This is a genomic window from Neisseria sicca, assembly GCF_014054945.1.
Classification (GTDB): Bacteria; Pseudomonadota; Gammaproteobacteria; order Burkholderiales; family Neisseriaceae; genus Neisseria; species Neisseria sicca.
Genome location: NZ_CP059566.1, coordinates 922,643 through 949,574, shown reverse-complemented (window position 1 = coordinate 949,574; position 26,932 = coordinate 922,643). Strand labels below are relative to the sequence as shown.

Here is a 26,932-nt window from a genome sequence, read left to right as displayed (position 1 = left end):
GGGAAAATGAATCCGATGAAACTATCGCTGGGGCCGGTTTTGTTTTTCTGGCAGAAGGAAGCCCTGCTGGAATTTTACGCCGCCATGCTGGATGCGCCGGTGGATACCATTTATTTGGGCGAAGTGGTGTGTTCGCGCCGCCAGAAAATGCGTTTTGCCGACTGGGTCAGTCTGGCGGAAGATTTGGCGGAAAGCGGCAAGGAAATTATTTTGTCGTCGCAGGTGCTGCTGGAAAGCGAATCCGATTTGAAACGCCTGCGCAAAATCATGGGGCAGGACAAATTCAAAGTCGAAGCTAACGACATGGGCGCGGTCAAACTGGCGCGCGAACACGGCATTCCCTTTGTCGCCGGCGCCAGCCTGAACATTTACAACGAAAGCACGCTGGCGCTGTTTCAAAAACTGGGCGCATACCGCTGGATTGCGCCGTCCGAGTTGAGCCGCGACAAAGTTGCCGAAATCATCAAGGCTTCAGACGACATCGAAACGGAATTGTTTGCTTGGGGCAAAATGCCGCTTGCCTACTCATCGCGCTGCTTTACCGCGCGGCATTACAACCTGAACAAAGACGGCTGCGAATTCCGCTGCTTGGATTACGAACAAGGCATGGACATGAATACCCGCGAGGGCAAACCGTTTTTAACCATCAACGGCATCCAAACCATGTCTTACGGCTGCCAAAACCTGCTGCCGCACCATGAGGATTTGCGGCAAATCGGCGTGAACATGCTGCGCCTGTCGCCGCAAATGCACGGCATGGCGGAAATCGTCCGTATCCACCGCGATGTATTGGACGGCAAAACCGCCCTGGCGGACGCGCTGCCCGAATTGGAAAGACTGACCACCGGCACGCTGGTGGACGGCTATTGGCACGGCCGGCCGGGTATCGAAGCCGTGAAGGAGGAATATTATGGCGTTGCCTGAAATCGTATTGCCCGCATGGGCGGGAAAAATCGGCGGCAAACTGCCGGGCAGGCCGCCGCGCTTCGCTTTGGTTTTTGCCCTCAACACCATGCTTAAACGCGGATTGCTGCCCGCCGACATGAGCCTGTTTGACGGCCGCACTTTTGAAATTGACGTATTGGACGCAGGCATCAAGGTGCGTTTCACCGCCAATGCCGAAAAATTTATTGATGCAGATTTTTTCGGCACGCCCGATTTGCGCCTTGCCGCCAACGGCATCGACTTTATGCGCATGATGATGCGCGAGGAAGACCCCGATACTTTGTTTTTCAACCGCAAACTGCAAATCGAAGGCGATACCGAACTGGGGCTGATTACCAAAAATCTGCTCGACAGCGTGGACTGGCCGTTCGGCGATTGGTTTTTGAAACGGCAGTTGTCCGATTGAACGCAGAGTTCACACATTTGGATTTGAAGTGCAAAGATTTTCCAAGCAGGAAGTCTAGTGCACATTAGTGGGATCAGGAATCGAATGAAAATACTAATGAGCCGCTTTGACAGTATTTTTTGAAAGGGAAGGATTTCAGGCAAATTTAGACATGTCCTGGTACACCATATGCAGTAGTGCCGAACAACACACCTACATAACTGTTGTGTTATTCGGCACCAAATGAGGTACTTATTAAACGGGTTTGCTCAATTAAATCAGATGTTGCACTTAAAACCTAGATCCTCCAACTACTTTGCTCATCTATCGTAACGGAGCAAACTTAGCGCCTATCATGTTGTTGCATATGTTCTATCCAGAATTCGGCATTCTCAATCCCGGCTACACGCGGGTCGAACGCCGGATCAAGGCCGGCTTTTTTCTGGCGGTCGTAATCATGCAGCGCACGTAAGGCGGGTTTACTGAGAAATACGATAGCAATCAGGTTGAGATAACACATGCTGCCGAAGCCTATATCACCCAAGCCCCACATCAGGCTGGCGGACTGTACGCTGCCGGTAAACACCACCGCTAAAAACACCAACCGCAGAATCATACTGAGTATCGGGTATTTCAGCTTTTGGTCGAGATAGAGCAGCGCAGTTTCGGCGATGTAGTAATAAGCCAGCAGGCAGGTAAAGGCAAAGAAGAAGATGCCTACCGCCACAAATGCGCCACCGAAATTACCGAACACAGTACCCAATGCAGCCTGCGTGTAAGCAGAGCCGGCTTCCACGCCGGGAATATTTTCCACAAGCGGCGTTTTCATGCCGACCGGATGTACGTTATACATACCGGTAATCAGAATCATGATAGCGGTGGAGGTGCAGACAATCACGGTATCGATATACACCGAAAAGCCTTGCACCAAACCTTGTTTCACAGGATGGCTTACTTCAGCGGCAGCCGAGCTGAACGTTGCTTCGCCTGCCCCGGCTACGTTTGAGAACACGGCGCGACGCACCCCCCAGGAAATCGCGCTACCGACAATTCCGCCGAATACCGCGTCCGTACCGAATGCGCTACCGATGATCAGGCTTAAGGTTTCGGGGATTTTAGATGCGTGGTTTATCAACACAATCAGCATCAAGCCTACATAACCTAACGCCATTAGGGGGATAATGCGGTCAGCAGCACGGGCGATGCGTTTGGTGCCGCCGAAAATCAGAAACGCCAATATCATGGAAACTGCAGCACCGGTGCTCCATGCAGGCAGTGCGAAGGCGTTCTCAAACGATGTAGCAATGGTATTGGCCTGAATGCCCGGCACTAACACGCCGTAGCTCAGGAAAATCACTACGGCTACCAGCACTGCAAAGGCTTTCATCTTTAAGCCGCGCTCGATGTAATAAGGAGAGCCGCCGCGGTATTCCGTACCGACTTTGGTTTTATAAATCTGCGCCAAAGTGGATTCTACAAACGCGCTGGCACCACCCAACAGAGCCATCACAATCATCCAAAATACAGAGCCCGGACCGCCTGCGGCAATAGCGGTCGCTACGCCGGCGATGTTGCCGACACCAATGCGTCCCGACAGCGACATGCAGAATGCCTGAAACGAAGAAATACCCGCACCGGACTCCTGCTTTTCATTCAGTAGGCGGATCATTTCAGGCAAATAGCGGAACTGCACTCCTCTAGTAATAACGGTGAAATATAAACCAACGGCCAAAGCCAGATAAACCAGGCCGTTTCCCCAGATATAGTCCACCAGTGTACTGACTATCTTTTCCATCTCTTCTCCTTTGTGTCTTTGTGTAGTTATTAGAAGTCGTCTGGAAAAAGGTTTGTGTTTGTTACAAGCCTGTCGGTTTCAGACGACCTGAGCTTTATTTTGTGTTATTCCAGAAACCAAATGGTTTTTGTTTGCGTATATTGCTCAAACGCTTCCACACCTTTGTCGCGTCCACCGAAACCGGATTGTTTGTAACCGCCGAACGGCGTGGCGATGCTGCCTTCTGAAAAGCCGTTTACCGATACCGTACCTGCCTGAATTTTGCGGGCAACACGGTGGGCGCGGCTTACATTGGATGTGTAGAACGAAGCGGCCAGTCCGTAATCCGATTGGTTTGCCAAACGGACTGCTTCTTCTTCGCTACTGAATGTGGTTACCGCCAGCACCGGGCCGAATATTTCTTCCTTAAACACTGTCATGTCCGCAGTTACACCGTCGATAATCGCCGGATCGAAATACCAGCCTTCGCCGGTTTGACCGCCGGTGATCAGTTTGCCGCCCTCTTTCAGCGCGGTATCGAAATAACGGCACACCTTATCAAAATGAGCTTCTTCCACCATCGGACCGAGGTTGGTTTCAGGCAGGCGTGGATCGCCGACTTTCCAGCCCTGTTTGAGGTCGTCTGAAAGTTTGGCCAACAAGGTATCTTTGATGCTTGCATCTACAATCAGGCGCGAACCGCAGCTGCAGTTTTCGCCCATATTCCAAAACGCGGCGGCTAAAATCGACGGTACCGCTTTGTCTATATCCGCATCTGCAAACACGATTTGCGGGCTTTTACCGCCACATTCCAAGACGATTTCTTTCAGGTTGCTTTGCGCCGAATATTCCAAGAAATAGCGGCCGACTTCGGTAGAGCCGGTAAAGGCCACCATGTCCACATCTTGATGCATGCCCAAAGCTTTGCCGACCGTTTCGCCCAAGCCGCACACCAGTGTCAGCGCTGCTTCGGGCACGCCCGCTTCATGTGCCAGCTGCACCATGCGGTAGGCGCTCAGCGAAGTCAGTTCGGCAGGTTTCACAATCACCGAATTGCCCGCCGCCAAAGCAGGTGCCACTTTCCATGCAAACATCTGCGCGGGGAAGTTCCACGGCAACACTACGCCGACCACGCCGACCGGCTCATGCATAATCAAACCCAGCGCGTCGTTGCCGGTGGGGGCGACGCGGCCAAAGGCTTTATCTACATATTCTGCGTAGAAATAAAAGGTCTCAATGGTGGCGGGCATATCGGTGTTGATACACTCGCTGATGGGCTTGCCCGCGTCGATACAGTCCAACGCTGCCAGCTCTTCGGCGTGTTCTTCAATCAACTGCGCCCAACGCAGCAGTACGGCACGTTTTTCAGATGGGCTTTTGCCTGCCCAAAGGTCGTCTGAAAACGCAGAACGCGCGGCGCGTACGGCGGCATCTATATCCTGTTCGCTCCCGTCGGCGATGTAGCCGATGAGGGAATTATCGATGGGTGTACGGTTTTCCAGCTTTTTGCCTGAATCGGCATGGTTAGGAATTAAATGTCTTGCCCACAGGCTGCCTGCTTTGGCGGCCTCGAAGATTTGTTCAACGGTTTTCATACTGCGGCTCCTTTATTTCAACAATGCCGTAAATTCAGCGGCTTCCTGCGCGGTCAGGTTATGCAGCGGCAAGCGCACTTTGCCGGCGGGCTTGGTGCCGTTTAAGCAACCGATTTTGGCTTTTTGGTTGTAGTCGCCCGACTCCATCGAATGCAGGGCGGGATAGAGGTCAGTCAGAATCTGGCGTGCTTTGTCCCAATCTTGGGCTTGGGCTGCGTTAAACAGGGCAACCTGCTCGCCGGGGAAAACGTTGGCCGCGCCGGCAATCCAGCTTTTCACCCCCCAGAAGAAGAAATCCAAAGGTTGGTCGTCGCAGCCGCACACGACTTGGAAATTGTCGAATTTCGCCTGGATCATACGCAACGCGTTAGAGAAATTACCGGTGCTTTCTTTGATACCGACGATGTTGGGATGTTTCGACAAATGCGCCACAGTTTCAAATTCGAGTTCTACGCCGATACGCGCGGGAAAGTTGTAGAGAATAATCGGCAAGTCGGTTTTAGATGCCACATATTCAAAATGTTCGATGATGCCTTGTTGCGATGGCAGGCTGTATGGCGGTGCCGACAGCATCAGACCGTCGTAGCCTAATTCTTTAGCGCGGATGGCGCGTTGCGCAGCCACTTCGCTCGACATATCGCTGACACCGGCAATCAGCGTACAGCGGCCGGCAGCGGCCTTTACGATGGTGTTCAATACGGTTTCGCGCTCGGCTTCCGACAAAGCGTAATACTCGCCTGTGGTACCGCAGGCTACAATGCCGCGCACGCCTTTGGCAATAAACGCGTCCACCAACTCGGCAAGCAATGCGGTGTCTGCTTGATTGTCGGCGGTAAACGGGGTAACGATAGGAACCAAAATACCTTCGATATTCATATGTTTCTCCTCTTGAGATGAATAGTGAATCATTTTTAAAAACTACATCCGTCAATATTCGGACTTGATCCGAATATGACACGCCCTAGCTGGCGAAACGGTTAAAACGGTAAGGACTTAAATCGATTGCAGGCTGTTCGCCGAAATACAGGGCTTTCACCAGTTTTGCGGTCAACGGCGCTTGAGTCAGTCCCAAATGCTGGTGCCCGAACGCCAGCAAAATGTTTTCTTTGCGGTCGATTACAGGCAAAGAATCAGCAACCGAAGGACGGAACCCCATCCACGACACGGCGTCTTGCCGGTTCAGACGACCTTTGAACATAGGTTCTGCCAAGCGGAAGAGCTGCTCCGCCCGTTCCATATTCGGCGGCGCATCCAGCCCGGCAAACTCCACTGTACCGGCCAGGCGCAAGCCTGCGTTCATGGGCGTCATGATGAATTTACGCTCGAAGCTGCTCACAGGCACGTTCAAAATATTTTGGCTCTGAGGCAGCATCAGGTGGTAACCGCGTTCCGTATCAAGCGGAATGTCGCTGCCGCACAGCTTTTTCAGCCACGGCTTGGAAAACGCACCGGCAGCAATCACCACATGTTTGGCTTCAAACGCCTTACTACCGCCTATGATGCGGAACAGGTCGTCTGAAAATAATTGGATATCGGAAACGTCGGTATGTTCACTGATCGTACCTCCCGCCTGTATGAAAGCGTGCTGTAAATCAGCCGCCATACCTGCCAAATCGACCACATGACCGGTATGAGGGTAAAACAGCGCACCGCGTTGCGTATCGGCCAGCGCAGGTTCGCGTTCATGCAGACCGGCATAGTCAAGCCATTCGTTGACCACACCTAATTCATTCAACACCCTGCCGTGTTTCTGTAACGCTGATTGCCCGTTTTCGGTTTCGCACACCAACAGCGAACCGTCGATACGGATATGTTGTTCCACTCTCCATTCTTGTGCAAACTTCCTCCATGCAGCCAAAGCAAGACTGTTTAGTGCCATCAGGGCGCGGTGGCTGTGCTGGAAGCGTTTGGGCGTAAGGTTGTACAGCAGGCTGAACAGCCACGGCGTGATTTTAGGCAGGTATTTCCAGTCCAGCCGCAACGGTCCAAGCGGGTCGAGCAGCATTTTCGGCAGTTGCTTGAGCACGTCCGGCGATGCAATCGGAAACACCTGCTCGGTGGCGATATGTCCGGCATTGCCATAAGATGCGCCTCCGCATACAGTGTCCCGCTCTAACAACAGTACGCTTTCGCCGCAACGCTGCAATTCCAGCGCGATGCTCAATCCGACGATGCCGCCGCCAACCACGGCTGCAGAAAAAATTTGGCTGCTCATGATGTTTCAATTCCGTAGCGGAACGGATCATCCGCGTTTACAAAAATTTCCGATGCCGCATGAATATGTGCCTCTCCCTTGATGGTGGGGATTATCAGACCTTCCGAATGAAGGTCGTCTGAAAGTGTTTCATAAGAAGCAGCAAAGCGGCTGCCAATTATGCTTTCCTGCACCCACTCTTTTTCAGATGGCCACACGCCGTCTGCAGCCAAACAGGCCATCTTCGCGCTGGTGCCCGTGCCACAAGGCGAGCGGTCGTAAGCTTTGCCGGGACAGAGCACAAAGCTGCGGCTGTCTGCATTATCGGTTTTCCCGAACAGCTCGATGTGGTCTATTTCCTGCCCATCTTTGCCGGTAATGCCCTGCGCATTCAGCGCGGTGCGGATGCGCCATGAAATATCAGTCAATTGCTCCAGATTGTCGGGCGCGATGGTGCAGCCGTGGTCATTCACCAAGAAAAACCAGTTACCGCCCCAAGCAATATCGCCGGTGATGCTGCCAATGCCCTCAACGTCAAGCGACACATCTTTACGGTAGCGGTAAGACGGCACGTTGCGCACGCTGACCGAGCCGTCTTCATGCAGCGTACAGCGCACATCGCCCACCGGCGTTTCGATGGTATGCGTGCCGATATCAATGCGTTTGAGGTGTTGCAGCGTTTTAATCAAACCGATGGTGCCGTGGCCGCACATACCCAAATAACCGCTGTTGTTAAAGAAAATTACACCGGCGCTAGAGGCGGGGGATTTCGGCTTGCACAACAACGCCCCTACCAAAACCTCCGAACCACGCGGCTCCAAAATCAGCGCACGACGCAAATGGTCGAAACGTTTGGCAAAATCTGCGCACTGCTCTTGCGGGCTGTTGCCGGAAAGCTCGGGAAATCCGTCATACACTACACGGGTCGGCTCACCGCCGGTATGGGAGTCAATCACGGAAAAAGTATATTCGGTATGCGGCATAGCAAAATCCTATCGCTAAAAAACTTCCGTTAACCTTACAAAATCGCTGCTGCTGCCGTCTTGATGAATTTCCCGTTTTTTATGCGGAAATGTGCACACTCAGACACACTTAAAACAAAAAATGCCTGTCTGAAAACTATTTTCAGACAGGCATTTCCGTACGGTTACTGTTATCTTGATTTCTTAAATTCAGATGGTACCAATCCTACCAATGCCTTAAACTGACGCGTAAATGCACTGTGATCTGAATAGCCGCAGCGGGCAGAAATTTCCGTTACCGACAAGCCTGTTTCCAACATCGCCATGGCTGCTTCGATGCGTATTTTTTGAATATATTGCGAAGGTGTGATGTGGAAAATCTTTTTGAAATAACGCTCGATTTGGGCGGTGGAAAGACGTGAAACGGCTTCCAAGTCTTTCATTTTTATGTTTTGGTCGAAGTGGCCGGCAATGTATTTTTCAATCAGCGCGACTTTTTTATTCAGCTCAGGGCGGTTGCTGTCATTGGTTTCCACATCCACAGACACACCAAGCATGGCAATAATTTCACCCAAAGGATTGCGCACCGGCATTTTATGCGTGATACACCAGCCCAGTTCTCCCGAAGCATAAGTATGCAGCTCCAGCTTATTGTTGATGATTTTGCCGTCGTTCAAAACTTCCCTGTCCTGCTGTGTATAACGTTGTCCCCATTCCGACTGAAACAGGTCTTCCGATGTTTTCCCAATCAAAGCCGCCATATCTGACAATTGTAAGCGGTGCAACAGCGTATCGTTGGCATAGACATACTCCGCCCGCATGTTTTTTACAAAAAACACCGTACTGGGCAATACCTGCAAGACAGGTGCAAACATGTTCAGACTGCGGATAAGGTCATTCACATTTTCCGGACAAACTGAAAGAGGAAAAGGGCTGGAAGGCATGGTTGTTGGTATCCGTGAAAGTTACGATAATAAAATATCTCGAATCATTGCAGCTATACATCTAAATACACTTTGAACATACGCGAAGCCAAAGTTGCCGTCCAGCTTGAATTTTCAGATTCATTAGTAGCGCCGCCCATCTTTTTCATAAAAATAGCAGAGGTGGTAAAAACATACTTGACTAAATAATCATGTGTTTTCCTGATTTTTACTGCTGATTTTGATTTCAAAATAAAGAAGGTCGTCTGAAACCTGTTTCCAGTTTCAGACGACCTTCTTTTATCTGCATTCGTTTTAATCCGTCATTAGTCTTTCAATGCAGCCAATACTTTGCCGGCGATTTCATTCAGGCTTACGGTTTGCGCCTGATTGTCGCGGCGTTCGGCGTATTCGACATTGCCTTCTTTCAAGGCGCGGTCGCCGATGACGATGCGGTGCGGGATGCCCAGAAGCTCGGAATCGTTGAGCAATACGCCTGCGCGTTCGTCGCGGTCGTCGAGGAGGACGTCTGCGCCTGCCGCCAACAGTTCGGCGTAGATTTTGTCGGCAGCGTCGCGCACGGCGTCTGATTTTTTGTAGTTCATCGGCACGATAACGACTTCAAACGGCGCCATTGCTTTTGTCCAGATGATGCCTTTTTCGTCGTTGTTCTGCTCGATGGCGGCGGCAACAACGCGGGTGATGCCGATACCGTAGCAGCCCATTTCCATGATTTGCGATTTGCCGTTGTTGTCGAGGAAGCTTACGTTCATGGCTTTGGTGTATTTGTCGCGCAACTGGAAGACGTGTCCGACTTCGATGCCGCGCGCCAGTTTCAGACGACCTTGTCCGTCAGGGCTTTCGTCGCCTTCGACGACGTTGCGCAAATCGACGAATTCAGGCTCGGCGGCGTCGCGGCCGAAGTTGAAACCGGTATAGTGGTAATCGTCTTCGTTCGCGCCGATAACCCAGTCCACGCCTTTTTCAGTGGCGAAATCGGCATAGACTTTGCCTGTGAAGCCGACGGGGCCGAGCGAGCCGCCGTTTGCACCGAACTGCGCACGGATGGCGGCAGGGTCTGCCATGGTCAGCGGCGATTTCACGCCTGCGAGTTTTTCGGCTTTGATGTCGTTGAACTCATGGTCGCCGCGCAACAGCAATAAGACGATTTCGCCTTCGTTTTCGCCTTCGACCACGATGGATTTCAGCGTTTTTTCAATCGGAATGCTGAGGAAATCAACCAATGAATCAATGGTTTTGACATTCGGCGTGTGTACTTTGGCCAGCTCTGCCTGAGCAGCCGCGCGTTCGCCTTTGAGCGGCAAGGTCGGTGCCAGCTCGATATTGGCGGCGTAATCGGAAGTGTCGCTGTACGCAATCACATCTTCGCCGCTTTCCGCCAACACTTGAAACTCGTGCGAACCGGTACCGCCGATGCTGCCGGTGTCGGCGGCAACGGGACGGAATTCCAAGCCCAGACGGGTGAAGATGCGGCAGTAAGCGTCATACATGGCATCATAGGTCGTCTGAAGCGAGGCGTAGTCGGCATGGAAAGAATAAGCGTCTTTCATGACGAACTCGCGCGCGCGCATCACGCCGAAGCGCGGACGCACTTCGTCGCGGAATTTGGTTTGGATGTGGTAAAAGTTTTTCGGCAGCTGTTTGTAGCTGTTGATTTCTTTGCGCACGATGTCGGCGATGACTTCCTCGCAGGTCGGGCCCATGCAGAAATCGCGGTCATGGCGGTCTTTCAGGCGCAGCAGTTCTTTACCGTAAAATTCCCAGCGGCCGGATTCCTGCCACAGCTCGGCAGGCTGCACCACCGGCATCAGCAACTCCACGCTGCCCGCGCGCGCCATTTCTTCGCGCACGACGTTTTCAACTTTGCGCAACACGCGCAGCCCCATCGGCATCCAAGTATAAAGGCCGGACGCGTTGGCTTTAATCAAACCGGCGCGAATCATCAGCTTGTGGCTGGCAAGCGCGGCTTCGGCAGGGGCTTCTTTCAGGGTGGAAATGAAAAATTGGCTGGCTTTCATGGTGTGTTTTTCTGTGTAAAAAAGTAAGCGCGTATTGTAACGCGAAAGGCAGGGGGATTGAAGTTTTTCCCCATAGGGCGACAGCCGATGCCTTGCTTGTTCGGTCAACTCATTTGACATTTATCGGGCGTGTCAATCACTTTTTATACACAATCCCGCATTGGCTTGTTTTGCTTATAAATTTTTCCCATAAAGGCTTTGAAATTTTTTATTTTTATAACCAATTGATTTTATTGTATTTTATTTGACTATTTTTTAAGCACTGAAAGGCTTGGGTTGTTCCAAAAGCAAAAATTCCGATTACCCAAAGCTTATCAACAAACTTATCCACAGAGTTTGTGTATAGATTGATGTCGTCTGAAACCATACCGTTCGATAGGTTTTTAAAAGCCCGTAACGAGGTCTTTCTGTTAAGATGATGCCTTCACTATTTTCACGTCATTCCATCTATGTCCGCACACGAATTACACCTGCTTTCCCGCGCCAAAATGTTCAACGGTCATCAAGAGCAATACCGCTGCTTTTCCGAAACCTGTCAAACCGATATGACTTTCGGCATCTACCTGCCGCCGCAGGTATTGAAAGGCTATCCCGCGCCGGTCTTGTATTTCTTGTCGGGATTGCACGGCGACGGCTCGGAACTGATACGCCAAACCGGCATCCAGCGTTTTGCCGCGCAATGGAACATCATCGTCGTTTTTCCCGACACTTCGCCGCGCGTCAGCCATATCAGCGACAGCACGGACGAGTTTATCGGGCAAGGCGCGGGATTTTACGTCGATGCGGCCGAACAGCCGTGGGCGGCGCATTATCAGATGTACAGCCATATCAGCCGCGAACTGCCCGACTGGGTGGAACGGCATTTCCCCGCCACCCAAGAACGCAGCATCGCAGGTTTCAGCATGGGCGGACACGGCGCGCTTTCCATCGCCCTGAAAAATCCGGGACGCTATGCCGCCGTTTCTGCGTTCGCCCCCTTGTGCCATCCGACCGCCAGCCGGGGCGGAAAGCAGGCGTTTGCCGCCTATCTGGGAGCGGAATCGGAGGCTTGGCAGGCTTACGACAGCACATCGCTTGTTCAGACGACCTCACGCAAGCTGCCGATACTCATCGATCAAGGCGGCGCCGACCCGCTGTTCCCCGACGAACTGCAACCCGAAGCCTTCGTCAATGCCGCCCGCGCCAACGGCTTCAACGTGCAATACAAAGTCCGCCCCGACTACGGACACGATTATTTCTTCATCGCCAGCTTTATCGACTCGCATATCGAGTTTCATGCTGAGGCATTGGGTTTGTAAATCCACTATAAATTTAATCCACTATATAAAGAAAGGTCGTCTGAAAACCTTTTCAGACGACCTTTTTGATCTTTCACACTCAATTAGTGTTGATGATGGTGTTCATGCCGTTCAGCCGCGCGTTTCGTTCCGACGGGCATAATCAGCGTTGCATACGACTTGTCCTCTTGGCAAACGCTTTTATCGGCATAATCCGCCTGATGGACGGCTTTGATTTTCCACAAACCTTCAATCAAAGGAATCACATTGACGACGCCGTCTTTATCCGTTTTCCCTGAGAAACCTTGCGGCTCGCGGTGGTCGTGTGTCGCCGCCAAGTCCATTTCCGCCAGCGTATCCGAGCTTGCCGTTACCGTCGCTTTTGCCAACGGTTTGCCTTTATAAAGCACTTTAACCGGCAACAGACCGCCTACCTTGACCTCATTCGGATTTTTCAGCGGCACCAGCTCCAATTCATGACCGACCGGACGGGTCAACACGCTTTCATCCACGCCTGCGCTGCCCACTTGCAAAAACGCTTTGCCGAACATCTGGGCCTGTTCGCAATAAGTCGCGCCGGGCAGGTCTTTCAAGGTTTTCTGTTTCCAGCCTTCGCTGTTTTGCGACCAGAACGTCGGTTTGTACACCGCGCCGACCCAATAAGAGCCGTCTTTCAGGCGGAATTTGGAAACATATTGGTAATTTTCGCCTTTATTCGTCAAATCGACCGTTTTTCCGGATTTGTCCGTCAATTGCAGCGGTTTGAAAATGTGCACGCGGTCGTCGGCGATTTTTTCGACATTCGGGAAATCATGGCTGTAACCCAAATCCGCTTTCAACGTACTGCCCGAATCCAAACGCACCGGAGCCGACACCCACAAATCATGCGCCTGCGCCGCCATGCTCAATCCCAATGCGCCAAGTATCCATAATTTTTTCATGTTTCTTCCTCAAATTTGATTGTTTACGGTTCAAAAGCCAACGGAAAGCCCGAAAAGCAAGGCAACCTTACTCTTTTTATTTCGAAATGTAAATATTATTGATGATTGTTTTTAGTTACAAAGAACTATAAATCTTTAAGGGGTAACAGAAAACAGAAAGGTCGTCTGAAAACCTTGAAATTAGGTTTTCAGACGACCTTTCTGTATTGGGAAGATGGATTATTGCGCTTCCAGTTTTTTCAGCAGATCAGGCATGGCTTCTTCGTTGTAGCGGTAATAGCGGACGCTGTCCGTACCTTCTTTATTGGTCATTTCCAATACGTTGGGTTTGCCTTCCAGCTTCAGCAGCAGCGGAACCTTGAATTTGACGGTTTTGCCGATTTCGTCAGGTTTTTGTTCGGGCGCGCCATCGTTGTGGCTGACGGTGTAGTTGGTTATGGTTTGACGGAATTCTTGTCTCCAACGGCTGAATTTCCATTTGAAGTCTTGGGTAATGGTGGTCGTATCGCCGGAATTTGCTTGGAAATGGATTAGGTCGCGGCCGGTACCGTCGGGGCGCATCAGGCTGGCGTTGAGCAGGGAGCCGTCAGCGTTTTTACTGGTGTTGCCCCACATGCCGAACAAGTCTTTGCGTTTGACTTTTTTGGCGGTAACGAGCTGGTTGGGTTCGGTAACGTGCAGACCCGGTACATAAGCCGTCTCCGCCACGGCGGCAGAAGTCAGGGTCAAGGTGAACGCGGCGGCGCCAAGTAGGGTTTTCCATGTTTTCATATTGTTTTCCTTATATGTAATGAGCAGTTGAAGAATCGGGCGCAGGCGGCGAATCCGTTTTTTGGGGTTTTCGCGTTTGCCCACAATGTTGATGGTTTGTGTATTTACTGTTTTATATCGAAAAATCGATTGAAATACAAAATCGCCTGACCGTCAGTTTACACAAGGTAAACCGACGATTCAATTTTCAGACGACCTTTCGTTTGCCATGCTGCGTTAACGGATGTCCATAGGCGCGAAGGATTTGACGGTTTCGTCCACGGCTTTGACGCGGGTCAGGAAGTCTTCCAACTGGGCGAGCGGCAGGGCGCTGGGGCCGTCGCATTTGGCTTGGTCGGGGTTGGGGTGGGATTCGAGGAAGAGGCCTGCGAGGCGGGTTGCCATGCCGGCGAGCGCCAAGTCCAGCACTTGCGCGCGCCGTCCGCCGGATGCGGCTGCACCGGATTCGCGGGTTTGCAGGGAGTGGGTGACGTCGAAGATGACGGGCAGGCCGCCGCAGGTTTGCTTCATGACGCCGAAGCCGAGCATATCGACGACGAGGTTGTCGTAGCCGAAGTTGGCACCGCGTTCGCACAGGATGATTTGTCCGTTGCCTGCTTCTTGGAATTTTTCGACGATGTTTTTCATCTGCGAGGGGCTGAGGAACTGGGGTTTTTTGATGTTGATGACGTTGCCGGTTTTTGCCATGGCGACGACGAGGTCGGTTTGGCGGGCGAGGAAGGCGGGCAGTTGGATGACATCGCAGACTTCGGCGACGGGGGCGCATTGGTAGGGTTCGTGGACGTCGGTGATGACGGGTACGTCAAACTCGCGTTTGACGGCTTGGAAGATTTTCATGCCTTCGTCCAAGCCGACGCCGCGGAAGGAGTGGATGGAGGAGCGGTTGGCTTTGTCGAAGGAGGCTTTGAAGACGTAGGGGATGCCGAGTTTGTCGGTCACTTTGACGTATTGTTCGCAGGCTTTGAGGGTGGAGTCTAGGTCTTCCAAGACGTTGATTCCGCCGAACAGGGTAAAGGGGAGGTCGTTGCCGACGTTGAGGTTGTTGATGCGGATGTTCATGATGATGGGGCTTTCTCGAAGGTCGTCTGAAAATGGCTGAAAGGTCGTCTGAAAGCGGATTTTTCGGTTTCAGACGACCTTTGTGTTTTATAGGACGGTGTGCGGCGGCTCGTAGGAGAGGATGTCGCGGATTTTGTTGTGTTCGTCCACGAGGACGACTTTGGGTTCGTGCGCGGCGATTTCGGGTTCGGACAGCATGACGTAGGACATGATGATGACGATGTCGCCTTTTTGGACGAGCCGTGCGGCGGCACCGTTGAGGCAGACGACGCCGCTGCCGCGTTCGCCGGGGATGGTGTAGGTTTCGAAGCGTTCGCCGTTGTTGTTGTTGACGATGGCGACTTTTTCATTGACGAGGATGCCTGCGGCGTCGAGCAGGTCTTGGTCTATGGTGATGCTGCCGACGTAGTTGAGGTCGGCTTCGGTAACGGTGGCGCGGTGTATCTTGCCGCCGAGCATGGTGCGGAACATGGGTTTCCTTTTGGTTTGGGATTGCGGATGCAGACGTAAGGCCGTCTGAAAATCAAAAGCCGTCATTATAGTGGACTTCCCTGTAAATTCATAATGATGCTTGAGCGTTTTTCAGACGACGCGGCTGTTTTATCAACCTAAACTCTGCTTCAGCCAGCGCAAATAGGGGGTGTATCCGCGCGAGACGTTTTGCATCAGGATTTGCGGGCATTCGTAGCTGTGGTTGGCGATGATGGTTTTTTGGATTTCGCGGTAGCAGTGGCGCGAGGTTTTGATGGTGATGCGGATTTCGTCGTCGCTGCAGATTTCGCCGTTCCAAAGGTATTGGCTGGTGATGGCTTCGTATTGCACGCAGGCGGCGAGTTGCTTTTCCAAAAGCAGGCTGCCGATTTTTTCGGCTTCTTCGCGGGTCGGGGCGGTGGTGGTAACGATGACGGGTTTGAACGCGGACATTTCAGACGACCTATTGGTTTTTAAACTCGATGGTTCCTTTATATTTCACCCAGTATCCGGCGGCTTTGTATTTGTCTTTTTTGGCGGTTGCCACGGCTGTTTCGTCGAGCCCTTCATATCCGCTGGATTCGAGGATGCTGACTTCTACGGCTTTGCCTTCGGGGGAAACCAAGATGGACAGTTTGACGGGTTTGATGGGTTGTGCGGGATTTTGGGATGCGGGGGCGTATTCTGCCGGGTTGACGGTTTGCGCGGTTGCGGGTAGGGCGAAGGCAAGCAGCAGGGCGGGGATGATGGAGCGGATGGACATAAATTTCTCTTATGTTTGTTGGGAAACATTACAAATGATGAAAAGAATCCCTAAAATTAACGAAAGGAAGAAAGCAACAGTTTGAAGAAAAACGAAAATCCCTTGATTATGCACTAGTTTCATTAACACTACATCGTAGTTTTTATTCTTTTCTAAACTTCGTAAAATAAGCCATTTTCCTAATTTGGGGAATAACTCTGTGAAATCTCCAATAATTTTATTAAAATCTAAATCAGTATAGATTTTAATATTTGACTGTGTTGCGTATTGCTGTACAGATTCCTCCTTGGCAGAATAATCTTGAAAAATCGGATTTAATTTTTCTTTTAAATATTGGGCAATATAAATTTGGCTTTTTATTATTGTCATCAGATACTTACTAATTAATCCACATATAATAGAGACTATGAGGCAAACATTGCACCAAAAGAAACCTCTTAATTGCATATATCCAATAATTTTATCGGCATTTAAGATTTCGAAAGAAAGAGTAACTCCTGATACAGTAAGTAACCATAGATTAAAACTCTCAAAATGTTCATAAGCTGCTTTAGCAGTTCCCTCAACCATAACTGCTAAAACTTGTGTTTTTACCACGTCTTGATTTATTTGATTCAGTTCATGTAGAGCATCATTTTGCTCATCGTTGTTTTCCATTTTCAGACGACCTTTGTTTTTCGTGGGTGAAGCCCACGTTACGGTATTGCATCCGTTTGGGCGGCGGGTGCGGTTTTGCTTATTTGAAATTCAATATCGGCCAACCTTTTGCTTTGGCTTCCTGTTCCAGCTCGGCATCGGGGTTGACGGCAACGGGTTCGTTGACGAGGCGCAGCAGCGGCAGGTCGTTTTTGGAGTCGCTGTAAAAATAGGTTTTGCCATAGCTTTCGAGCGTTTCGCCGCGTTCGGCAAGCCATTGGTTCAGGCGGGTGATTTTGCCTTCTTTGAGGCTGGGCGTGCCGATGTAGTTGCCGGTGTAGCGGCCGTCGGCACCGGTTTCGAGTTGGGTGCCGATGATGTTGGTAATGCCGAAAAGGTGGCAGATGGGGGTGATGATGAACTCGTTGGTCGAGGAAATCACGAGGGTTTCGTCGCCGGCCATTTGGTGGCTCTGCACCAGCATACGCTGCATGGGTGAGATGTGGGGCGTGATGAACTCCGCCATAAATTCGCGGTGAAATTCCGCCAGCTCTTCTTTGCTGTAACGGGCGAGCGGGGCGAGGTGGAATTTGAGGAAGGCGTCGATGTCGAGGCAGCCGTTTTGGTAGTCGCGGTAGAATTTTTCGTTTTGCGCTTCGGTTTCGGCAGCGTCAACCAGCCCTTTTTTGATGAGGTATTGCGGCCATGAATGGTCAGAATCGGTGTTGATGAGGGTGTTGTCAAGGTCGAAGATGGCGAGGTTTTTCATTGGGTTTCCTGTTGTTTCAGAAGCTGGCGCAGAAGCGGCAGGGTGATGCGTTTGCCCATGGTGACGGCGTAGTTGTCCAGCGTGTCGAGCATCTGCATCAGACTGTCCATGTCGCGCCGCCAGTGGTTGAGCAGGTATTCGAAGATTTCGGGGTCTATGGTCACTTGGCGCGCCGCCGCCATACTGACGAGCGCGTCGATTTTTTCTCGGTCGGTCAGGGGTTTGACTTCGTAAACGAGGCAGTACGCCATGCGGGTGCGCAAGTCTTCGCGGATGACGAGCTGTTGGGGGGTGTGTTCGGAGCTTAACAGCAGAAAGCCTTTGCCGCTGTTGCGGAAGCGGTTGAATACGGCAAACAGGAGGGCTTGTTCTTCGTTGCCCAGTTTTTCGATTTGGTCGATGGCGAGGTATTCGGCTTCAAAGGCGGCTTCGGTCAGGGGCGTGGCGGCAGCGTCGATATAGACGGCTTTTTTCCCTGCGTCGAGCGCTTGGGCGACCCATGCGCGCAGCAGGTGGCTTTTGCCCGCGCCTTCTTCGCCCCAGACGTAGATAAACGGGTCGTGTTTATGCTGTAACACATAGACCAGTTCGGCATTTTCCGTTCCGAGGAATTTGTCGAAACCGGGATAGCCGCGTTCGGCGAAGTCGAAAATAAGCTGGTTCACAAAGGCATACCGGATGGGTTGGAATCGGGTTTATTGTACGTTGTTTTGTCAGCGCGTATCAAGGCGCGGGGTCGTCTGAAAAAGGGGCGCGCGTCATGGGTTTCATATACAATGGCGGACATTTGGCAACGCGTCTGTTTTCAGACGACCTCTGTCTTTTTTATTTCAGGAAAATCTCGTGATTTCGACCCTTATTGATTTTATCCTCCACATCGACCAGCATTTGGTCGAGATTTCCGCGCAATACGGCGTATGGATTTACGCGGTGTTGTTTTTGATTATTTTCTGCGAAACCGGCTTGGTGGTTACGCCGTTTCTACCGGGTGATTCGCTGCTGTTTGCCGCGGGCGGGATTGCCGCGGTCGGCAGCATGAATATTCATGTTATGATTGCGCTGCTTTTGGCCGCCGCGATTTTGGGCGATGCCGCCAACTTCATGATCGGCAAGTTTTTCGGGCGCAAACTCTTTGCCAACCCCGATTCCAAAATCTTCCGCCAGTCCTATTTGGAGAAAACCCACGCGTTCTATGAAAAACACGGCGGTAAAACCATCATCATCGCCCGCTTCGTCCCGATTGTGCGGACGTTCGCCCCGTTTGTCGCAGGCATGGGCAGTATGCACTACGGCACCTTCATCCGCTACAACATCATCGGCGCGGTATTGTGGGTCTTGTCGTTTTCCTATGCCGGCTATTTCTTCGCCAATATTCCGGTTGTCAAAAACAATCTGGCGTTGGTGATGGTTGCGATTATCGTGATTTCCATCCTGCCGGGCGTGGTCGAAGTCATCCGCGCGAGAAGGGCGGCGAAGAAATAAGAGATAATTTGAACCATATAAAAAGGTCGTCTGAAAACGTTTTTCAGACGACCTTTTTGTATAGTGGATTAAATTTAAATCAGGACAAGGCGACGAAGCCGCAGACAGTACAGATAGTACGGCAAGGCGAGGCAACGTCGTACTGGTTTAAAGTTAATCCACTATATTTTTCGTACTGCTTATTTGGTGAAGTTCTTCAATATCGCCGAAGCAATATCGTCCAAACCGAATCCGTCCGCATCTTGCGCCGAACCGTTCGGCGTGGCTTTGTCCACCAGATTGGGCAGAATCTGCGCCAGCATATCGCCGGCTTGCTGGCTGTCGAGACCGAATTTTTGCGCCACTTGGCTGATGGCATCGCTGCCCAAAGCGTTTTGCAAATCGCTGCCGGATACGGGCAGGTTGCTTTGTTGGTTGGAAACCCAGCTATTTAATACATCGCCCAACCCGCCTTGTTGCAACTGATTAATCAGATTACCCACGCCGCCTTGTTGTTGTACCAAATTCATCGCCATGTCGGTCAGCGAGCTTTGTCCGTTTTCATCTTTGCCGCCCAAGGCTTGCGCCGCCGCGTTCAACAAACTGTCCATTAATGCCATAAAGCCTCCTTATGTGATGTGTGAGTGTGAAGTGTAAAGAAACCAGAGTGTAACAAAATTCCGACGCTTGTTTGCCAATTTAACCCAATTCAACAGCGAATTGACGAGCTGGTACAAAAGTAAAGGTCGTCTGAAATTTACAACCCATCATTTCCGTGTAAGTGGGAATCCGAAGGGCCCTTTGGGCTGCAGTAATTTTTCAGGGATTCCAGAAATCCAAAGTGTTGGATTCTCGTCTCAGCCTGTCTTCGCGTAGACTGGGGTGGAAATGACGGTATTCAATATCCCCTTTCCAAACTTTTACAAACCCTCTGTCATTTCTTTTTCCTATGCCTGTTCACCGCATCATAGCGTCCTGCCCGTTTCGCATTTTTCTACCCCGTCTTCCGCATAAAACAAAATGAAACAAAATTACCAGTTTTTATACAAAAATTATTATCAATCCTATCAATCTATTGTTCTATTGTTTGAACTTGAAAAGGAGAATTTGTAGCAATGAAGTTTTACCATTTGAGCGCGCCGCTGTTACTTATCCTGCCTGTCTGCACGCAGGCGGCGGACACATACGTTCCCGCCGATGCCGAACCGGCAGCAGTTACCCTTTCCACTGTTACCGTGCGCGGCAAGAGGCAGAAGTCGTTGAACAAGGGCTATACCGCTTCGGGCACTTACGCCGCGACGGGGATGCCGCTGACGCTGCGCGAGGTGCCGCAGAGCGTGAGCGTGGTAACCGACAAACAGATGAAGGACCAAGGCAAGCGCAGCGTTTACGACGCGCTCTCATGGGTCAACGGTATCAGCGGCAATCCGGCAAGTTCGCGCTATGCGGTAACCAACATGTATGCGCGCGGCGAGAAGGTCAACGATTACCAGATAGACGGCATGACCACCGAAATCGACGGCAACCAACTGCTGAACTCGGGCGCGTACGAGCGGGTGGAAGTCGTGCGCGGCACTTCCGCCTTGCAGGGCGGCGTGGGCGACCCGAGCGCGACGGTGAACCTGGTACGCAAGCGTCCGACCAAAGAGCGGCAGGCTGAAATTTCCGTCGGTATCGGCAGATGGCGGCGTTGGAATGCCGAGGCCGACGTTTCCGGACTGCTCAACCCAAGCGGCAGCCTGCGCGGTCGCGCCGTGGTCAACGCCGAGGGCGGGCGGCATTGGACCGAGGGTTCGCGCGACCGCTCCGACATGGTTTACGGCATTGCCGAATACGATTTCTCGCCGCAAACCACCGCCTACGCCGGCATCAACCACCAGCGCGCACGAGAAAAAGAATTTTACGGCGGGGACCTGCCCGTTTACGACAGCGCAGGTTACCCCACCCGCTTCGGCATCCGTGACAACAACAAAATCAAAGGCAGCAGCTATAGCGAACGCTCGACGGAACTCTTTACCGGACTGGAACACCGCTTTGAAAACAACTGGAAAGCCAAGCTGGAATACCGCTACAACCGTGAGAAAACCCTCAATCCCGGCATGGGTGACGCCCCATACAACTATCTCAGGCACGATGACAACTCAGCCGGAGCCAATTTTTATAAAATGGCCGACAATATCGTCAGCCATGCCTTCAGCTTCAAGCTCAACGGGCAATACGATTTATGGGGGCGCAAACACGAAGCCGTATTCGGCATCGGAGGCTACCGCACGCGGGACAAACGCGCCTGGGCAAACCAAGAAAGCAACTATTCCATAGACGACATCTACGATTTCATACGCCGCCGCGACTATCCCGCCATCGCTTCCGTCAACGACTGGAAATGGGAGGGAGACACCATCGCAACACGCCAAATCAGCGGCTATGCCGCCACCCGCCTGCACGCCACCGACAAACTCTCGCTGCTTTTGGGCGCCAACTACGCCCGCTACCATTACCAAGCCATACCGGTTGGCGGCAGCCCGAATACGGAAGCCAAAGAAGGCCGCTTCGCCCCCTACGCCGGCATCACCTACGACCTCACCGACAACCTCTCCGCCTACGCCTCCTACAGCCGCCTGTTTATGCCGCACGAAAACGGCGAAACAGACATCAACCGCCGCCCCATCGATCCGATTACCGGCCGCACCGTCGAGGCTGGACTGAAAGGCGAATGGCTCGAAGGCCGTCTGAACGCCTCGCTGTCGGTGTTCCAATCCAAACGGCGCAACGTCGCCGTCGAAGCGGGCAAACTTGACAACGACGACACCTACTACCGCGCAGCGAATACCAAAGCCCACGGCTGGGAAGCCGAAATCAGCGGCTCGCCCGCCGAAGGCTGGGACATCAGCGCGGGCGTGCAGTCGCACCTGACCCGCGAAGAAAACGGCAACCGGCCCAACAGCCAATACGACCCGCGCCACAGCTTCAAACTCTTCACCACCTACCGCCTGCCCAAAACCCGTTGGACCCTCGGCGGCGGCGTGCGCTGGCAGAGCAAGACCTTTGTGGACAAATACAGTGACCTCAGCAATATCGAGTTTGACGACGATGAAGCCAAAGAACGCGCCCGCGTCCTCTCCCGCCAAAAATCCTTCGCCGTGGTCGACCTGAACGCGCAGTACCAAGTTTCGAAAAACGCCGAACTGACGCTGAATTTCGACAACGTATTCGACAAACGCTACCGCATGGATACGGCGTACCACGACTACGGCCAGCCGAGGAGTTTGTCGGGGACGCTTAGGTATAAGTTTTGACGGGGTTTGGGGTTGCTGTAATTCTTGAAGGTCGTCTGAAACCTATAGTGGATTAACAAAAATCAGGACAAGGCGACGAAGCCGCAGACAGTACAGATAGTACGGAACCGATTCACTTGGTGCTTCAGCACCTTAGAGAATCGTTCTCTTTGAGCTAAGGCGAGGCAACGCCGTACTGGTTTAAAGTTAATCCACTATATAATCCGTCATTCCCGCGCAGGCGGAAATCTAGGAATCTTTGGGATTCGGCGATTTTTAGAGATTCCTGAAACTCCAAAGGTCTGGATTCCCGTTTTCACGGGAATGACGGTCGTGAGGTTGCCGTACTCTGCAAAGGCTGTCTGAAACCTGTCATTTCTAAAGGTCGTCTGAAAAACACCCAATCGAATAAAAGTAACAAATATCCCAAGGAAAACCATATGAGTCCCATCCTGCCACGCCCGCTGCACATCGCGGCGCGGATTGTGCTGGCTTCGGCCGGAAGCTACTGGGTATCCGCGCTGGCGGCGGGTACGGTTCCGCTTTATGCGGGCGGGTCGAACAATGCCGTTTACGGCGGCACCTTCCTAGGTATCACGCTGCTGCCGCTGGTATTTCTGTGGGCGTTGGCGGCGCGGCGGCTGCGAACGGTGTTTTGCGTGCTGTCGCTGTCGGTGTTGCTGCTTTCGGCGGCAGGGGGGCTGCCGCATGGCTAAGGAGGCGGGGCTGCGCAAGGTAATGGCAGAAATCCACACATGGACGGGACTGGTCTGTTCGTGGGTTTTGTTCGTAATATTCCTTGCGGGAAGTATTGCGTTTTTCCGTGCCGAACTGGATGTATGGATGCAGCCGGAGCTGCCGTTTTCAGACGGCCTGCCGGACGAACGGGTTTCGCTGGCGACCGCCCTGGACTATCTGCGCCGCCATGCGCCGAATGCGGCAGAATGGTCGGTTTCTCTGCCGACCGAACGTTCGCCGTACTTGGATTTGGGCTGGACGGAGCGCGGGGCCGAAGAGGCGTCCTATACCACCATCAGCCCTTATCCTAACGCGCCGCAGTCCAAACCGCGCGAAACGGCGGGGGCGGGTTATCTGGTTTCCATCCACAGCAACCTCGCGGCGGCGGAATACGGCGGTTACTGGCTGACGGCTGCGGCCGCGGTGGTCGCGCTGGCGGAGGTAATCAGCGGCGTGATTGTGCATAAAAAGATTCTGGCGGAGTTTTTCACTTTCCGCGCAGGCAAAAAGCTCAGAAGCTGGCTGGACGCGCACAACCTGCTGGGCGTACTGCCGCTGCCGTTTCATGTGATGATTGTTTACAGCGGCCTCTTGCTGACTTCGCATACGGTGATGACCTACAGCCAAACGGCGGCGGAGTTGTCGGGTGAAGAATTCGAGGCGAGCGCCGCCTATGTGCCGAGGCCGTCTGAAAACGCGGGAGAGCGGAGGGAGATGGCGGATTGGTATCCGACGGTGCAGAGGCTGCGCCCGAACGGGACGGACAAGGAAATCAACTTGACCATCACCGACCCCGACCGCAAAGAAGCGGTGTTGTCGGCAGATTATTTCGACAAAAGAAGCGTCGACTCGAACCCTGATTTGTCGGTGGCGGTACGTTTGCGCGACGGGGCGCAGGTGTACCGCAAAGATGCCTACGGCGGCTTCGAACAGGCCTACTCTTCGCTCTACAGCCTGCATACGGCGGGCTTTGCCGACTATCCGACGCTCTGGCTTTATTTCTTCAGCGGCATGGCGGGCTGCGGTATGATTGCGACGGGTGCGGTAATGTGGCCGATGAAGCGGCGCAACCGCAAACAGCCGCCCCTGCGCGGGATTGCGTGGGCGGAACGCATCAACATCGCCGTGTTCGCCGGTTTCCCGCTTGCCTGCGCCGCCTTTTTCTGCACCAACCGCCTGCTGCCCGCAGACTGGGACGGGCGCGAAATTTGGGAAGCGCAAAGCCTCTTTGCCGTCTGGGCCGCCGCTGTGGTTGCCGCCTTCTTCCCCTGCCCCGCGCATATCAAATGGCGCGGCCTGTTTTACGCCGCCGCCGCACTGTGCGCCCTGATCCCGCTCTTGGACATTTATGTCGGACGGCCTCTCTGGCTGTCGATTCAGTCGGGGGACACGCTCTATTGGACGGTGGAACTGTGTTTCCTGACATTTGCGGCAATATTCTTCCTCATCGCCCGCCGCATCGCAAAGGCGCAATGACCATGCTGTATTTCCTGATGTTTTCCCTCTGCTCCGGCGGCTTTTTCTGCCTCATGCTCTCGCAAACGCCCCACGCCAAAACCATGCTCGGACGACCCGTCCAACACCCCGCCCGCCTGCGCCTCGCCGGCGTAACCCTCCTCGCCGCCGCCCTTGTCTCCGCACTCGCTTCGCCCCATCCTGCTGCCGCCAGCACAAGCTGGTTCGGCTGCCTGAGCGCAGGCGCAGCCTTGTGCGCGGTTGCGGTTTATTTTCGGGGAAAGGGAGCCCGCAGGAAGTAAAATTTATCGGATTAAAATCAAAAGTCGTCTGAAACAAAACAACGTTTTCAGACGACCTTATTTATATAGTGGATCAAATTTAAATCAGGACAAGGCGACGAAGCCGCAGACAGTACAGATAGTACGGAACCGATTCACTTGGTGCTTCAGCGCCTTAGAGAATCGTTCTCTTTGAGCTAAGGCGAGGCAACGCCGTACTGGTTTAAAGTTAATCCACTATAATGTTTTGAATAAACGAAGGTAAAGAGCATGGATAAGGTTTCAGACGACCCAAAACGTCGTCTGAAAATCCAATCATCTAAAACAAACTTAGAAATTCATTCTCACGCCTACGCGGACGGAGCGTACCGGCAGCGGGGCGATGTATTTAAATAAAAAAGAAACGTTTTCAGACGACCTCTTTTTATACAACCCTCTTATTTCCGCATTTCAACCAACATCCGGCACACGCCCAATCCTGCCGCCGCTAAGATTGCGGCGGCAAAGCCGATGTTGGAAATGCCTGCCCACACGGTAACGTAATGTCCCAAAAGCGCGCCGCCGCCGATGCCGACGTTGTAGAGGCCTGAGTAAATCGAGTTGGCTACATCCGTCGCATCCGAGGCAAAGTCCAATACTTTGGAGACCATGCCGAGGCTCAAGACGACGATGGCGATACCCCAGACAAACACCAGCGCGTAAACGGCTATCGGGTAAGCGGCAAGGGGAAGCAGGCAGAGCGTTGAAGCCATGATGACGGATACCGAGGTCATCAGGAATGCGCGCTGGTGTTTGGCAAACCATTTGCCGAACAAATACGACGCGGCAAATCCCGCCAGCCCGTACAGGCTCAAGACGATGGTCACTTGTTCGGGCGCGAAGCCGCCGGCTTGCAGGACGAAGGGTTCGATATAGCTGTATGCCGTAAAGTGGGCGGTAATCAGGAGGACGGTCAGCGCGTAGAGCAGCATGAGGTTTTTGCGCTTGAGCAATCCGGGCAGGCTTTTGAGCGAACCTGTGTTTACGCTGGGCAGCAGCGGCAGGTTTTTCGCCAATATGCCCATGACCGCCGCCGCGCACAGTCCGATAAGCAAAAAGCTGAACTGCCAGCTTGAGTGTTGCCCGATAACGCGCCCCAGTGGGATGCCCGCCACCATCGCCATGACCGTCCCCGTACTGAGCAGCCCCAAAGCCTGATTGCCTTTACCCTGCGGCGCGACACGTACCGCCAGCGAGGCGGTAATCGACCAAAACACGGCGTGCGTCAGGGCGATGCCGATACGGCTGACGAGCAGGATTTCGAAACTTCGGGCGAAATAGGAAACGATGTGGCTGAGGGTAAAGAACGCGAAGAGGATGAGCAGCAGCTTTCGGCGTTCGATGTTTTTCGTTACCAGCATCAGCGGCAGCGACAATAGTGCGACAATCCACGCATACACGGTAATCATGATGCCAACCTCGGTTGGCGGCATATTGAAGGTTGCGCCGATGTCGCTCAATAGGGCAATCGGGATATATTCGGTGGTGTTGAAAATGAATGCGCCGACTGCCAGAGCGATGACGCTTAGCCATTGTTTGTTTGTGTTTGCTGACATTGGGGTTTCCCTTTTTATATTTGTCTTCAAAAATTTATCGATTTTGTAATTATACTACTTTCAGACGACCTTCCTACTGCGACGACACAAAATTCCGCCCTAGACGCTCCCGCATCATCGGCATACAATCTTTGCATGAACACCAAACGCCCCAAGCTTTCCCGTTTCGCCCACATTTACGGCATGAACGGGCAATTCGTCCTGTTGGAACAGCATTCCGAGTGGATGCCGGTCAACGATGCCGACTACGACAACGCGCCCGCATTGCCGGCGGGGTTTGTGTTTGCGGATGAAGCGTTCTATACGACCGACGGCAGCGTGCCGCCGCTTATCCTGCCCGACAACATCAAAATCTTCAACGAAGAAGCGCGCAAACTCGAACGCCGCAGGCTCGATACGCTGGCTTTGGAAGAGTTGGGCAAAAACCTCGCCGCCGCCCAAGCCGAGACCGACCTCGAAGCCCTGCTCGAAAAAATCGAATTTCATTTGAAACAAGACAATCTGTTCAAATAAAACTTTTCAGACGCCCCTCCAAGCAGCAAAGGGCGCGTCTGAAAGATAAAATCGTTGACAATCCAAACCGATTTGGTACATTGTTCAACACTTATCAATCCCCGTTTCCC

28 protein-coding genes and 1 pseudogene are annotated in these 26,932 nt (G+C 52.6%); 10 read left to right on the top strand and 19 right to left on the bottom strand.

Translation table 11 applies throughout. The features are described from left to right. Positions 1-6: 6 nt before the first annotated feature. Both H3L95_RS04715 and ubiT read left to right on the top strand, forming a co-directional pair. The gene (locus H3L95_RS04715) at positions 7-924 is read left to right on the top strand and encodes a U32 family peptidase (RefSeq protein ID WP_003756430.1); all 918 of its coding nucleotides are present in this window, start codon (positions 7-9) and stop codon (positions 922-924) included. Next, a complete protein-coding gene (gene ubiT / locus H3L95_RS04710; protein WP_003756427.1) occupies positions 911-1,351 on the top strand; it encodes a ubiquinone anaerobic biosynthesis accessory factor UbiT in 441 nt (146 codons plus the stop codon). Before H3L95_RS04715 ends, ubiT begins: the two co-directional genes overlap by 14 nt. A gap of 322 nt (positions 1,352-1,673) precedes the next feature. Here the strand turns inward: ubiT and H3L95_RS04705 are convergent, their stop codons facing one another. From H3L95_RS04705 to H3L95_RS04675, 7 genes are all read right to left on the bottom strand, one after another. Next, positions 1,674-3,125 (bottom strand): alanine/glycine:cation symporter family protein, encoded by a 1,452-nt coding sequence (locus H3L95_RS04705; RefSeq protein WP_003756422.1) that lies wholly within the window; start codon positions 3,123-3,125, stop codon positions 1,674-1,676. A 104-nt stretch (positions 3,126-3,229) separates the two neighbouring features. After that, positions 3,230-4,699 (bottom strand): aldehyde dehydrogenase, encoded by a 1,470-nt coding sequence (locus tag H3L95_RS04700; protein ID WP_003756420.1) that lies wholly within the window; start codon positions 4,697-4,699, stop codon positions 3,230-3,232. 12 nt (positions 4,700-4,711) lie between these two features. Next, positions 4,712-5,575, bottom strand: coding sequence for a 4-hydroxy-tetrahydrodipicolinate synthase (gene dapA / locus H3L95_RS04695; protein WP_040667988.1), 864 nt, complete (start codon positions 5,573-5,575; stop codon positions 4,712-4,714). Positions 5,576-5,660: 85 nt separating this feature from the next. Beyond that, positions 5,661-6,914, bottom strand: coding sequence for an NAD(P)/FAD-dependent oxidoreductase (locus H3L95_RS04690; RefSeq protein WP_003756416.1), 1,254 nt, complete (start codon positions 6,912-6,914; stop codon positions 5,661-5,663). After that, the gene (locus H3L95_RS04685) at positions 6,911-7,876 is read right to left on the bottom strand and encodes a proline racemase family protein (RefSeq protein WP_003756414.1); all 966 of its coding nucleotides are present in this window, start codon (positions 7,874-7,876) and stop codon (positions 6,911-6,913) included. Before H3L95_RS04685 ends, H3L95_RS04690 begins: the two co-directional genes overlap by 4 nt. A 170-nt stretch (positions 7,877-8,046) precedes the next feature. Further along, on the bottom strand, positions 8,047-8,730 hold the full coding sequence (locus H3L95_RS04680) for an AraC family transcriptional regulator (protein ID WP_003756412.1): 684 nt from the start codon (positions 8,728-8,730) through the stop codon (positions 8,047-8,049). 374 nt (positions 8,731-9,104) lie between these two features. Beyond that, positions 9,105-10,817 (bottom strand): proline--tRNA ligase, encoded by a 1,713-nt coding sequence (locus H3L95_RS04675; RefSeq protein ID WP_003756408.1) that lies wholly within the window; start codon positions 10,815-10,817, stop codon positions 9,105-9,107. A 449-nt stretch (positions 10,818-11,266) separates the two neighbouring features. Here H3L95_RS04675 and fghA point away from each other — a divergent pair, with 449 nt between their 5' ends. Further along, positions 11,267-12,115: an S-formylglutathione hydrolase gene (gene fghA, locus H3L95_RS04670; protein WP_003756403.1), complete on the top strand. Its 849-nt coding sequence runs from the start codon at positions 11,267-11,269 to the stop codon at positions 12,113-12,115. An 83-nt stretch (positions 12,116-12,198) separates the two neighbouring features. On the opposite strand, the gene H3L95_RS04665 is transcribed toward fghA, so the two are convergent. The 10 genes from H3L95_RS04665 to H3L95_RS13800 all read right to left on the bottom strand — a co-directional run bounded on the left by H3L95_RS04665 (position 12,199) and on the right by H3L95_RS13800 (position 18,291). After that, positions 12,199-13,035 carry a DUF4198 domain-containing protein gene (locus H3L95_RS04665; RefSeq protein ID WP_003756398.1) on the bottom strand — a complete coding sequence of 279 codons (837 nt, stop codon included), beginning with the start codon at positions 13,033-13,035 and terminating at the stop codon, positions 12,199-12,201. Positions 13,036-13,254: 219 nt separating this feature from the next. Then, on the bottom strand, positions 13,255-13,806 hold the full coding sequence (locus tag H3L95_RS04660) for a hypothetical protein (protein ID WP_009312874.1): 552 nt from the start codon (positions 13,804-13,806) through the stop codon (positions 13,255-13,257). A gap of 216 nt (positions 13,807-14,022) precedes the next feature. Then, positions 14,023-14,865, bottom strand: coding sequence for a 3-deoxy-8-phosphooctulonate synthase (gene kdsA / locus H3L95_RS04655; RefSeq protein WP_003756394.1), 843 nt, complete (start codon positions 14,863-14,865; stop codon positions 14,023-14,025). Positions 14,866-14,952: 87 nt separating this feature from the next. After that, a complete protein-coding gene (gene panD / locus H3L95_RS04650; RefSeq protein WP_003767516.1) occupies positions 14,953-15,336 on the bottom strand; it encodes an aspartate 1-decarboxylase in 384 nt (127 codons plus the stop codon). 132 nt (positions 15,337-15,468) lie between these two features. Continuing rightward, positions 15,469-15,789 (bottom strand): divalent-cation tolerance protein CutA, encoded by a 321-nt coding sequence (gene cutA / locus H3L95_RS04645; RefSeq protein ID WP_003756391.1) that lies wholly within the window; start codon positions 15,787-15,789, stop codon positions 15,469-15,471. A 10-nt stretch (positions 15,790-15,799) separates the two neighbouring features. Further along, on the bottom strand, positions 15,800-16,099 hold the full coding sequence (locus H3L95_RS04640; protein ID WP_003756389.1) for a TonB family protein: 300 nt from the start codon (positions 16,097-16,099) through the stop codon (positions 15,800-15,802). Positions 16,100-16,108: 9 nt separating this feature from the next. Next, positions 16,109-16,756: a hypothetical protein gene (locus H3L95_RS04635; protein ID WP_003756387.1), complete on the bottom strand. Its 648-nt coding sequence runs from the start codon at positions 16,754-16,756 to the stop codon at positions 16,109-16,111. Positions 16,757-16,835: 79 nt separating this feature from the next. Then, positions 16,836-17,504 carry a histidinol-phosphatase gene (locus tag H3L95_RS04630; RefSeq protein WP_003756384.1) on the bottom strand — a complete coding sequence of 223 codons (669 nt, stop codon included), beginning with the start codon at positions 17,502-17,504 and terminating at the stop codon, positions 16,836-16,838. After that, positions 17,501-18,169: a DnaA regulatory inactivator Hda gene (gene hda, locus H3L95_RS04625; protein WP_003756382.1), complete on the bottom strand. Its 669-nt coding sequence runs from the start codon at positions 18,167-18,169 to the stop codon at positions 17,501-17,503. Before hda ends, H3L95_RS04630 begins: the two co-directional genes overlap by 4 nt. After that, positions 18,166-18,291, bottom strand: a complete 126-nt coding sequence (locus tag H3L95_RS13800; RefSeq protein ID WP_259345830.1) for a hypothetical protein — start codon at positions 18,289-18,291, stop codon at positions 18,166-18,168. The genes hda and H3L95_RS13800 overlap by 4 nt, the downstream gene beginning before the upstream one ends. A 56-nt stretch (positions 18,292-18,347) precedes the next feature. On the opposite strand from H3L95_RS13800, the gene H3L95_RS04620 reads away from it, so the two are divergent. Further along, entirely contained in the window at positions 18,348-18,986 is a 639-nt protein-coding gene (locus H3L95_RS04620; RefSeq protein WP_003756379.1) for a DedA family protein, read from the top strand. Positions 18,987-19,042: 56 nt separating this feature from the next. Then, positions 19,043-19,174, top strand: a pseudogene (locus tag H3L95_RS14300) (IS5/IS1182 family transposase); the annotation flags it as partial. On the opposite strand, the gene H3L95_RS04610 reads toward H3L95_RS14300, so the two are convergent. Further along, complete coding sequence (locus H3L95_RS04610) at positions 19,166-19,585, bottom strand: YidB family protein (RefSeq protein WP_003756377.1); 420 nt, start codon at positions 19,583-19,585, stop codon at positions 19,166-19,168. The pseudogene H3L95_RS14300 and the gene H3L95_RS04610 sit on opposite strands and share 9 nt — an antisense overlap. 495 nt (positions 19,586-20,080) lie before the next feature. On the opposite strand from H3L95_RS04610, the gene H3L95_RS04605 reads away from it, so the two are divergent. The 4 genes from H3L95_RS04605 to H3L95_RS04590 all read left to right on the top strand — a co-directional run bounded on the left by H3L95_RS04605 (position 20,081) and on the right by H3L95_RS04590 (position 24,735). After that, a complete protein-coding gene (locus tag H3L95_RS04605; protein ID WP_182096219.1) occupies positions 20,081-22,261 on the top strand; it encodes a TonB-dependent siderophore receptor in 2,181 nt (726 codons plus the stop codon). A gap of 419 nt (positions 22,262-22,680) precedes the next feature. After that, positions 22,681-22,956 carry a hypothetical protein gene (locus tag H3L95_RS04600; protein WP_003756365.1) on the top strand — a complete coding sequence of 92 codons (276 nt, stop codon included), beginning with the start codon at positions 22,681-22,683 and terminating at the stop codon, positions 22,954-22,956. Beyond that, a complete protein-coding gene (locus H3L95_RS04595) occupies positions 22,949-24,454 on the top strand; it encodes a PepSY-associated TM helix domain-containing protein (RefSeq protein WP_003756363.1) in 1,506 nt (501 codons plus the stop codon). The genes H3L95_RS04600 and H3L95_RS04595 overlap by 8 nt, the downstream gene beginning before the upstream one ends. A 2-nt stretch (positions 24,455-24,456) precedes the next feature. Next, a complete protein-coding gene (locus H3L95_RS04590; RefSeq protein WP_241429702.1) occupies positions 24,457-24,735 on the top strand; it encodes a DUF3325 family protein in 279 nt (92 codons plus the stop codon). A 416-nt stretch (positions 24,736-25,151) separates the two neighbouring features. Here the strand turns inward: H3L95_RS04590 and H3L95_RS04585 are convergent, their stop codons facing one another. Further along, the gene (locus H3L95_RS04585; protein WP_003756355.1) at positions 25,152-26,309 is read right to left on the bottom strand and encodes a sugar transporter; all 1,158 of its coding nucleotides are present in this window, start codon (positions 26,307-26,309) and stop codon (positions 25,152-25,154) included. A 135-nt stretch (positions 26,310-26,444) separates the two neighbouring features. Here H3L95_RS04585 and H3L95_RS04580 point away from each other — a divergent pair, with 135 nt between their 5' ends. Further along, a complete protein-coding gene (locus H3L95_RS04580) occupies positions 26,445-26,822 on the top strand; it encodes a hypothetical protein (protein ID WP_003756353.1) in 378 nt (125 codons plus the stop codon). The last annotated feature ends 110 nt before the right edge of the window (positions 26,823-26,932 follow it).

Excerpts from the sequence above, each read along its gene's own strand:
- H3L95_RS04715 (WP_003756430.1), top strand. The coding sequence starts at position 7 with ATGAATCCGATGAAACTATCGCTGGGGCCGGTTTTGTTTTTCTGGCAG.
- ubiT (WP_003756427.1), top strand. The coding sequence starts at position 911 with ATGGCGTTGCCTGAAATCGTATTGCCCGCATGGGCGGGAAAAATCGGC.
- H3L95_RS04705 (WP_003756422.1), bottom strand. The coding sequence starts at position 3,125 with ATGGAAAAGATAGTCAGTACACTGGTGGACTATATCTGGGGAAACGGC.
- H3L95_RS04700 (WP_003756420.1), bottom strand. The coding sequence starts at position 4,699 with ATGAAAACCGTTGAACAAATCTTCGAGGCCGCCAAAGCAGGCAGCCTG.
- dapA (WP_040667988.1), bottom strand. The coding sequence starts at position 5,575 with ATGAATATCGAAGGTATTTTGGTTCCTATCGTTACCCCGTTTACCGCC.
- H3L95_RS04690 (WP_003756416.1), bottom strand. The coding sequence starts at position 6,914 with ATGAGCAGCCAAATTTTTTCTGCAGCCGTGGTTGGCGGCGGCATCGTC.
- H3L95_RS04685 (WP_003756414.1), bottom strand. The coding sequence starts at position 7,876 with ATGCCGCATACCGAATATACTTTTTCCGTGATTGACTCCCATACCGGC.
- H3L95_RS04680 (WP_003756412.1), bottom strand. The coding sequence starts at position 8,730 with ATGTTTGCACCTGTCTTGCAGGTATTGCCCAGTACGGTGTTTTTTGTA.
- H3L95_RS04675 (WP_003756408.1), bottom strand. The coding sequence starts at position 10,817 with ATGAAAGCCAGCCAATTTTTCATTTCCACCCTGAAAGAAGCCCCTGCC.
- fghA (WP_003756403.1), top strand. The coding sequence starts at position 11,267 with ATGTCCGCACACGAATTACACCTGCTTTCCCGCGCCAAAATGTTCAAC.
- H3L95_RS04665 (WP_003756398.1), bottom strand. The coding sequence starts at position 13,035 with ATGAAAAAATTATGGATACTTGGCGCATTGGGATTGAGCATGGCGGCG.
- H3L95_RS04660 (WP_009312874.1), bottom strand. The coding sequence starts at position 13,806 with ATGAAAACATGGAAAACCCTACTTGGCGCCGCCGCGTTCACCTTGACC.
- kdsA (WP_003756394.1), bottom strand. The coding sequence starts at position 14,865 with ATGAACATCCGCATCAACAACCTCAACGTCGGCAACGACCTCCCCTTT.
- panD (WP_003767516.1), bottom strand. The coding sequence starts at position 15,336 with ATGTTCCGCACCATGCTCGGCGGCAAGATACACCGCGCCACCGTTACC.
- cutA (WP_003756391.1), bottom strand. The coding sequence starts at position 15,789 with ATGTCCGCGTTCAAACCCGTCATCGTTACCACCACCGCCCCGACCCGC.
- H3L95_RS04640 (WP_003756389.1), bottom strand. The coding sequence starts at position 16,099 with ATGTCCATCCGCTCCATCATCCCCGCCCTGCTGCTTGCCTTCGCCCTA.
- H3L95_RS04635 (WP_003756387.1), bottom strand. The coding sequence starts at position 16,756 with ATGGAAAACAACGATGAGCAAAATGATGCTCTACATGAACTGAATCAA.
- H3L95_RS04630 (WP_003756384.1), bottom strand. The coding sequence starts at position 17,504 with ATGAAAAACCTCGCCATCTTCGACCTTGACAACACCCTCATCAACACC.
- H3L95_RS13800 (WP_259345830.1), bottom strand. The coding sequence starts at position 18,291 with ATGTCCGCCATTGTATATGAAACCCATGACGCGCGCCCCTTTTTCAGA.
- H3L95_RS04610 (WP_003756377.1), bottom strand. The coding sequence starts at position 19,585 with ATGGCATTAATGGACAGTTTGTTGAACGCGGCGGCGCAAGCCTTGGGC.
- H3L95_RS04605 (WP_182096219.1), top strand. The coding sequence starts at position 20,081 with ATGAAGTTTTACCATTTGAGCGCGCCGCTGTTACTTATCCTGCCTGTC.
- H3L95_RS04600 (WP_003756365.1), top strand. The coding sequence starts at position 22,681 with ATGAGTCCCATCCTGCCACGCCCGCTGCACATCGCGGCGCGGATTGTG.
- H3L95_RS04595 (WP_003756363.1), top strand. The coding sequence starts at position 22,949 with ATGGCTAAGGAGGCGGGGCTGCGCAAGGTAATGGCAGAAATCCACACA.
- H3L95_RS04590 (WP_241429702.1), top strand. The coding sequence starts at position 24,457 with ATGCTGTATTTCCTGATGTTTTCCCTCTGCTCCGGCGGCTTTTTCTGC.
- H3L95_RS04585 (WP_003756355.1), bottom strand. The coding sequence starts at position 26,309 with ATGTCAGCAAACACAAACAAACAATGGCTAAGCGTCATCGCTCTGGCA.
- H3L95_RS04580 (WP_003756353.1), top strand. The coding sequence starts at position 26,445 with ATGAACACCAAACGCCCCAAGCTTTCCCGTTTCGCCCACATTTACGGC.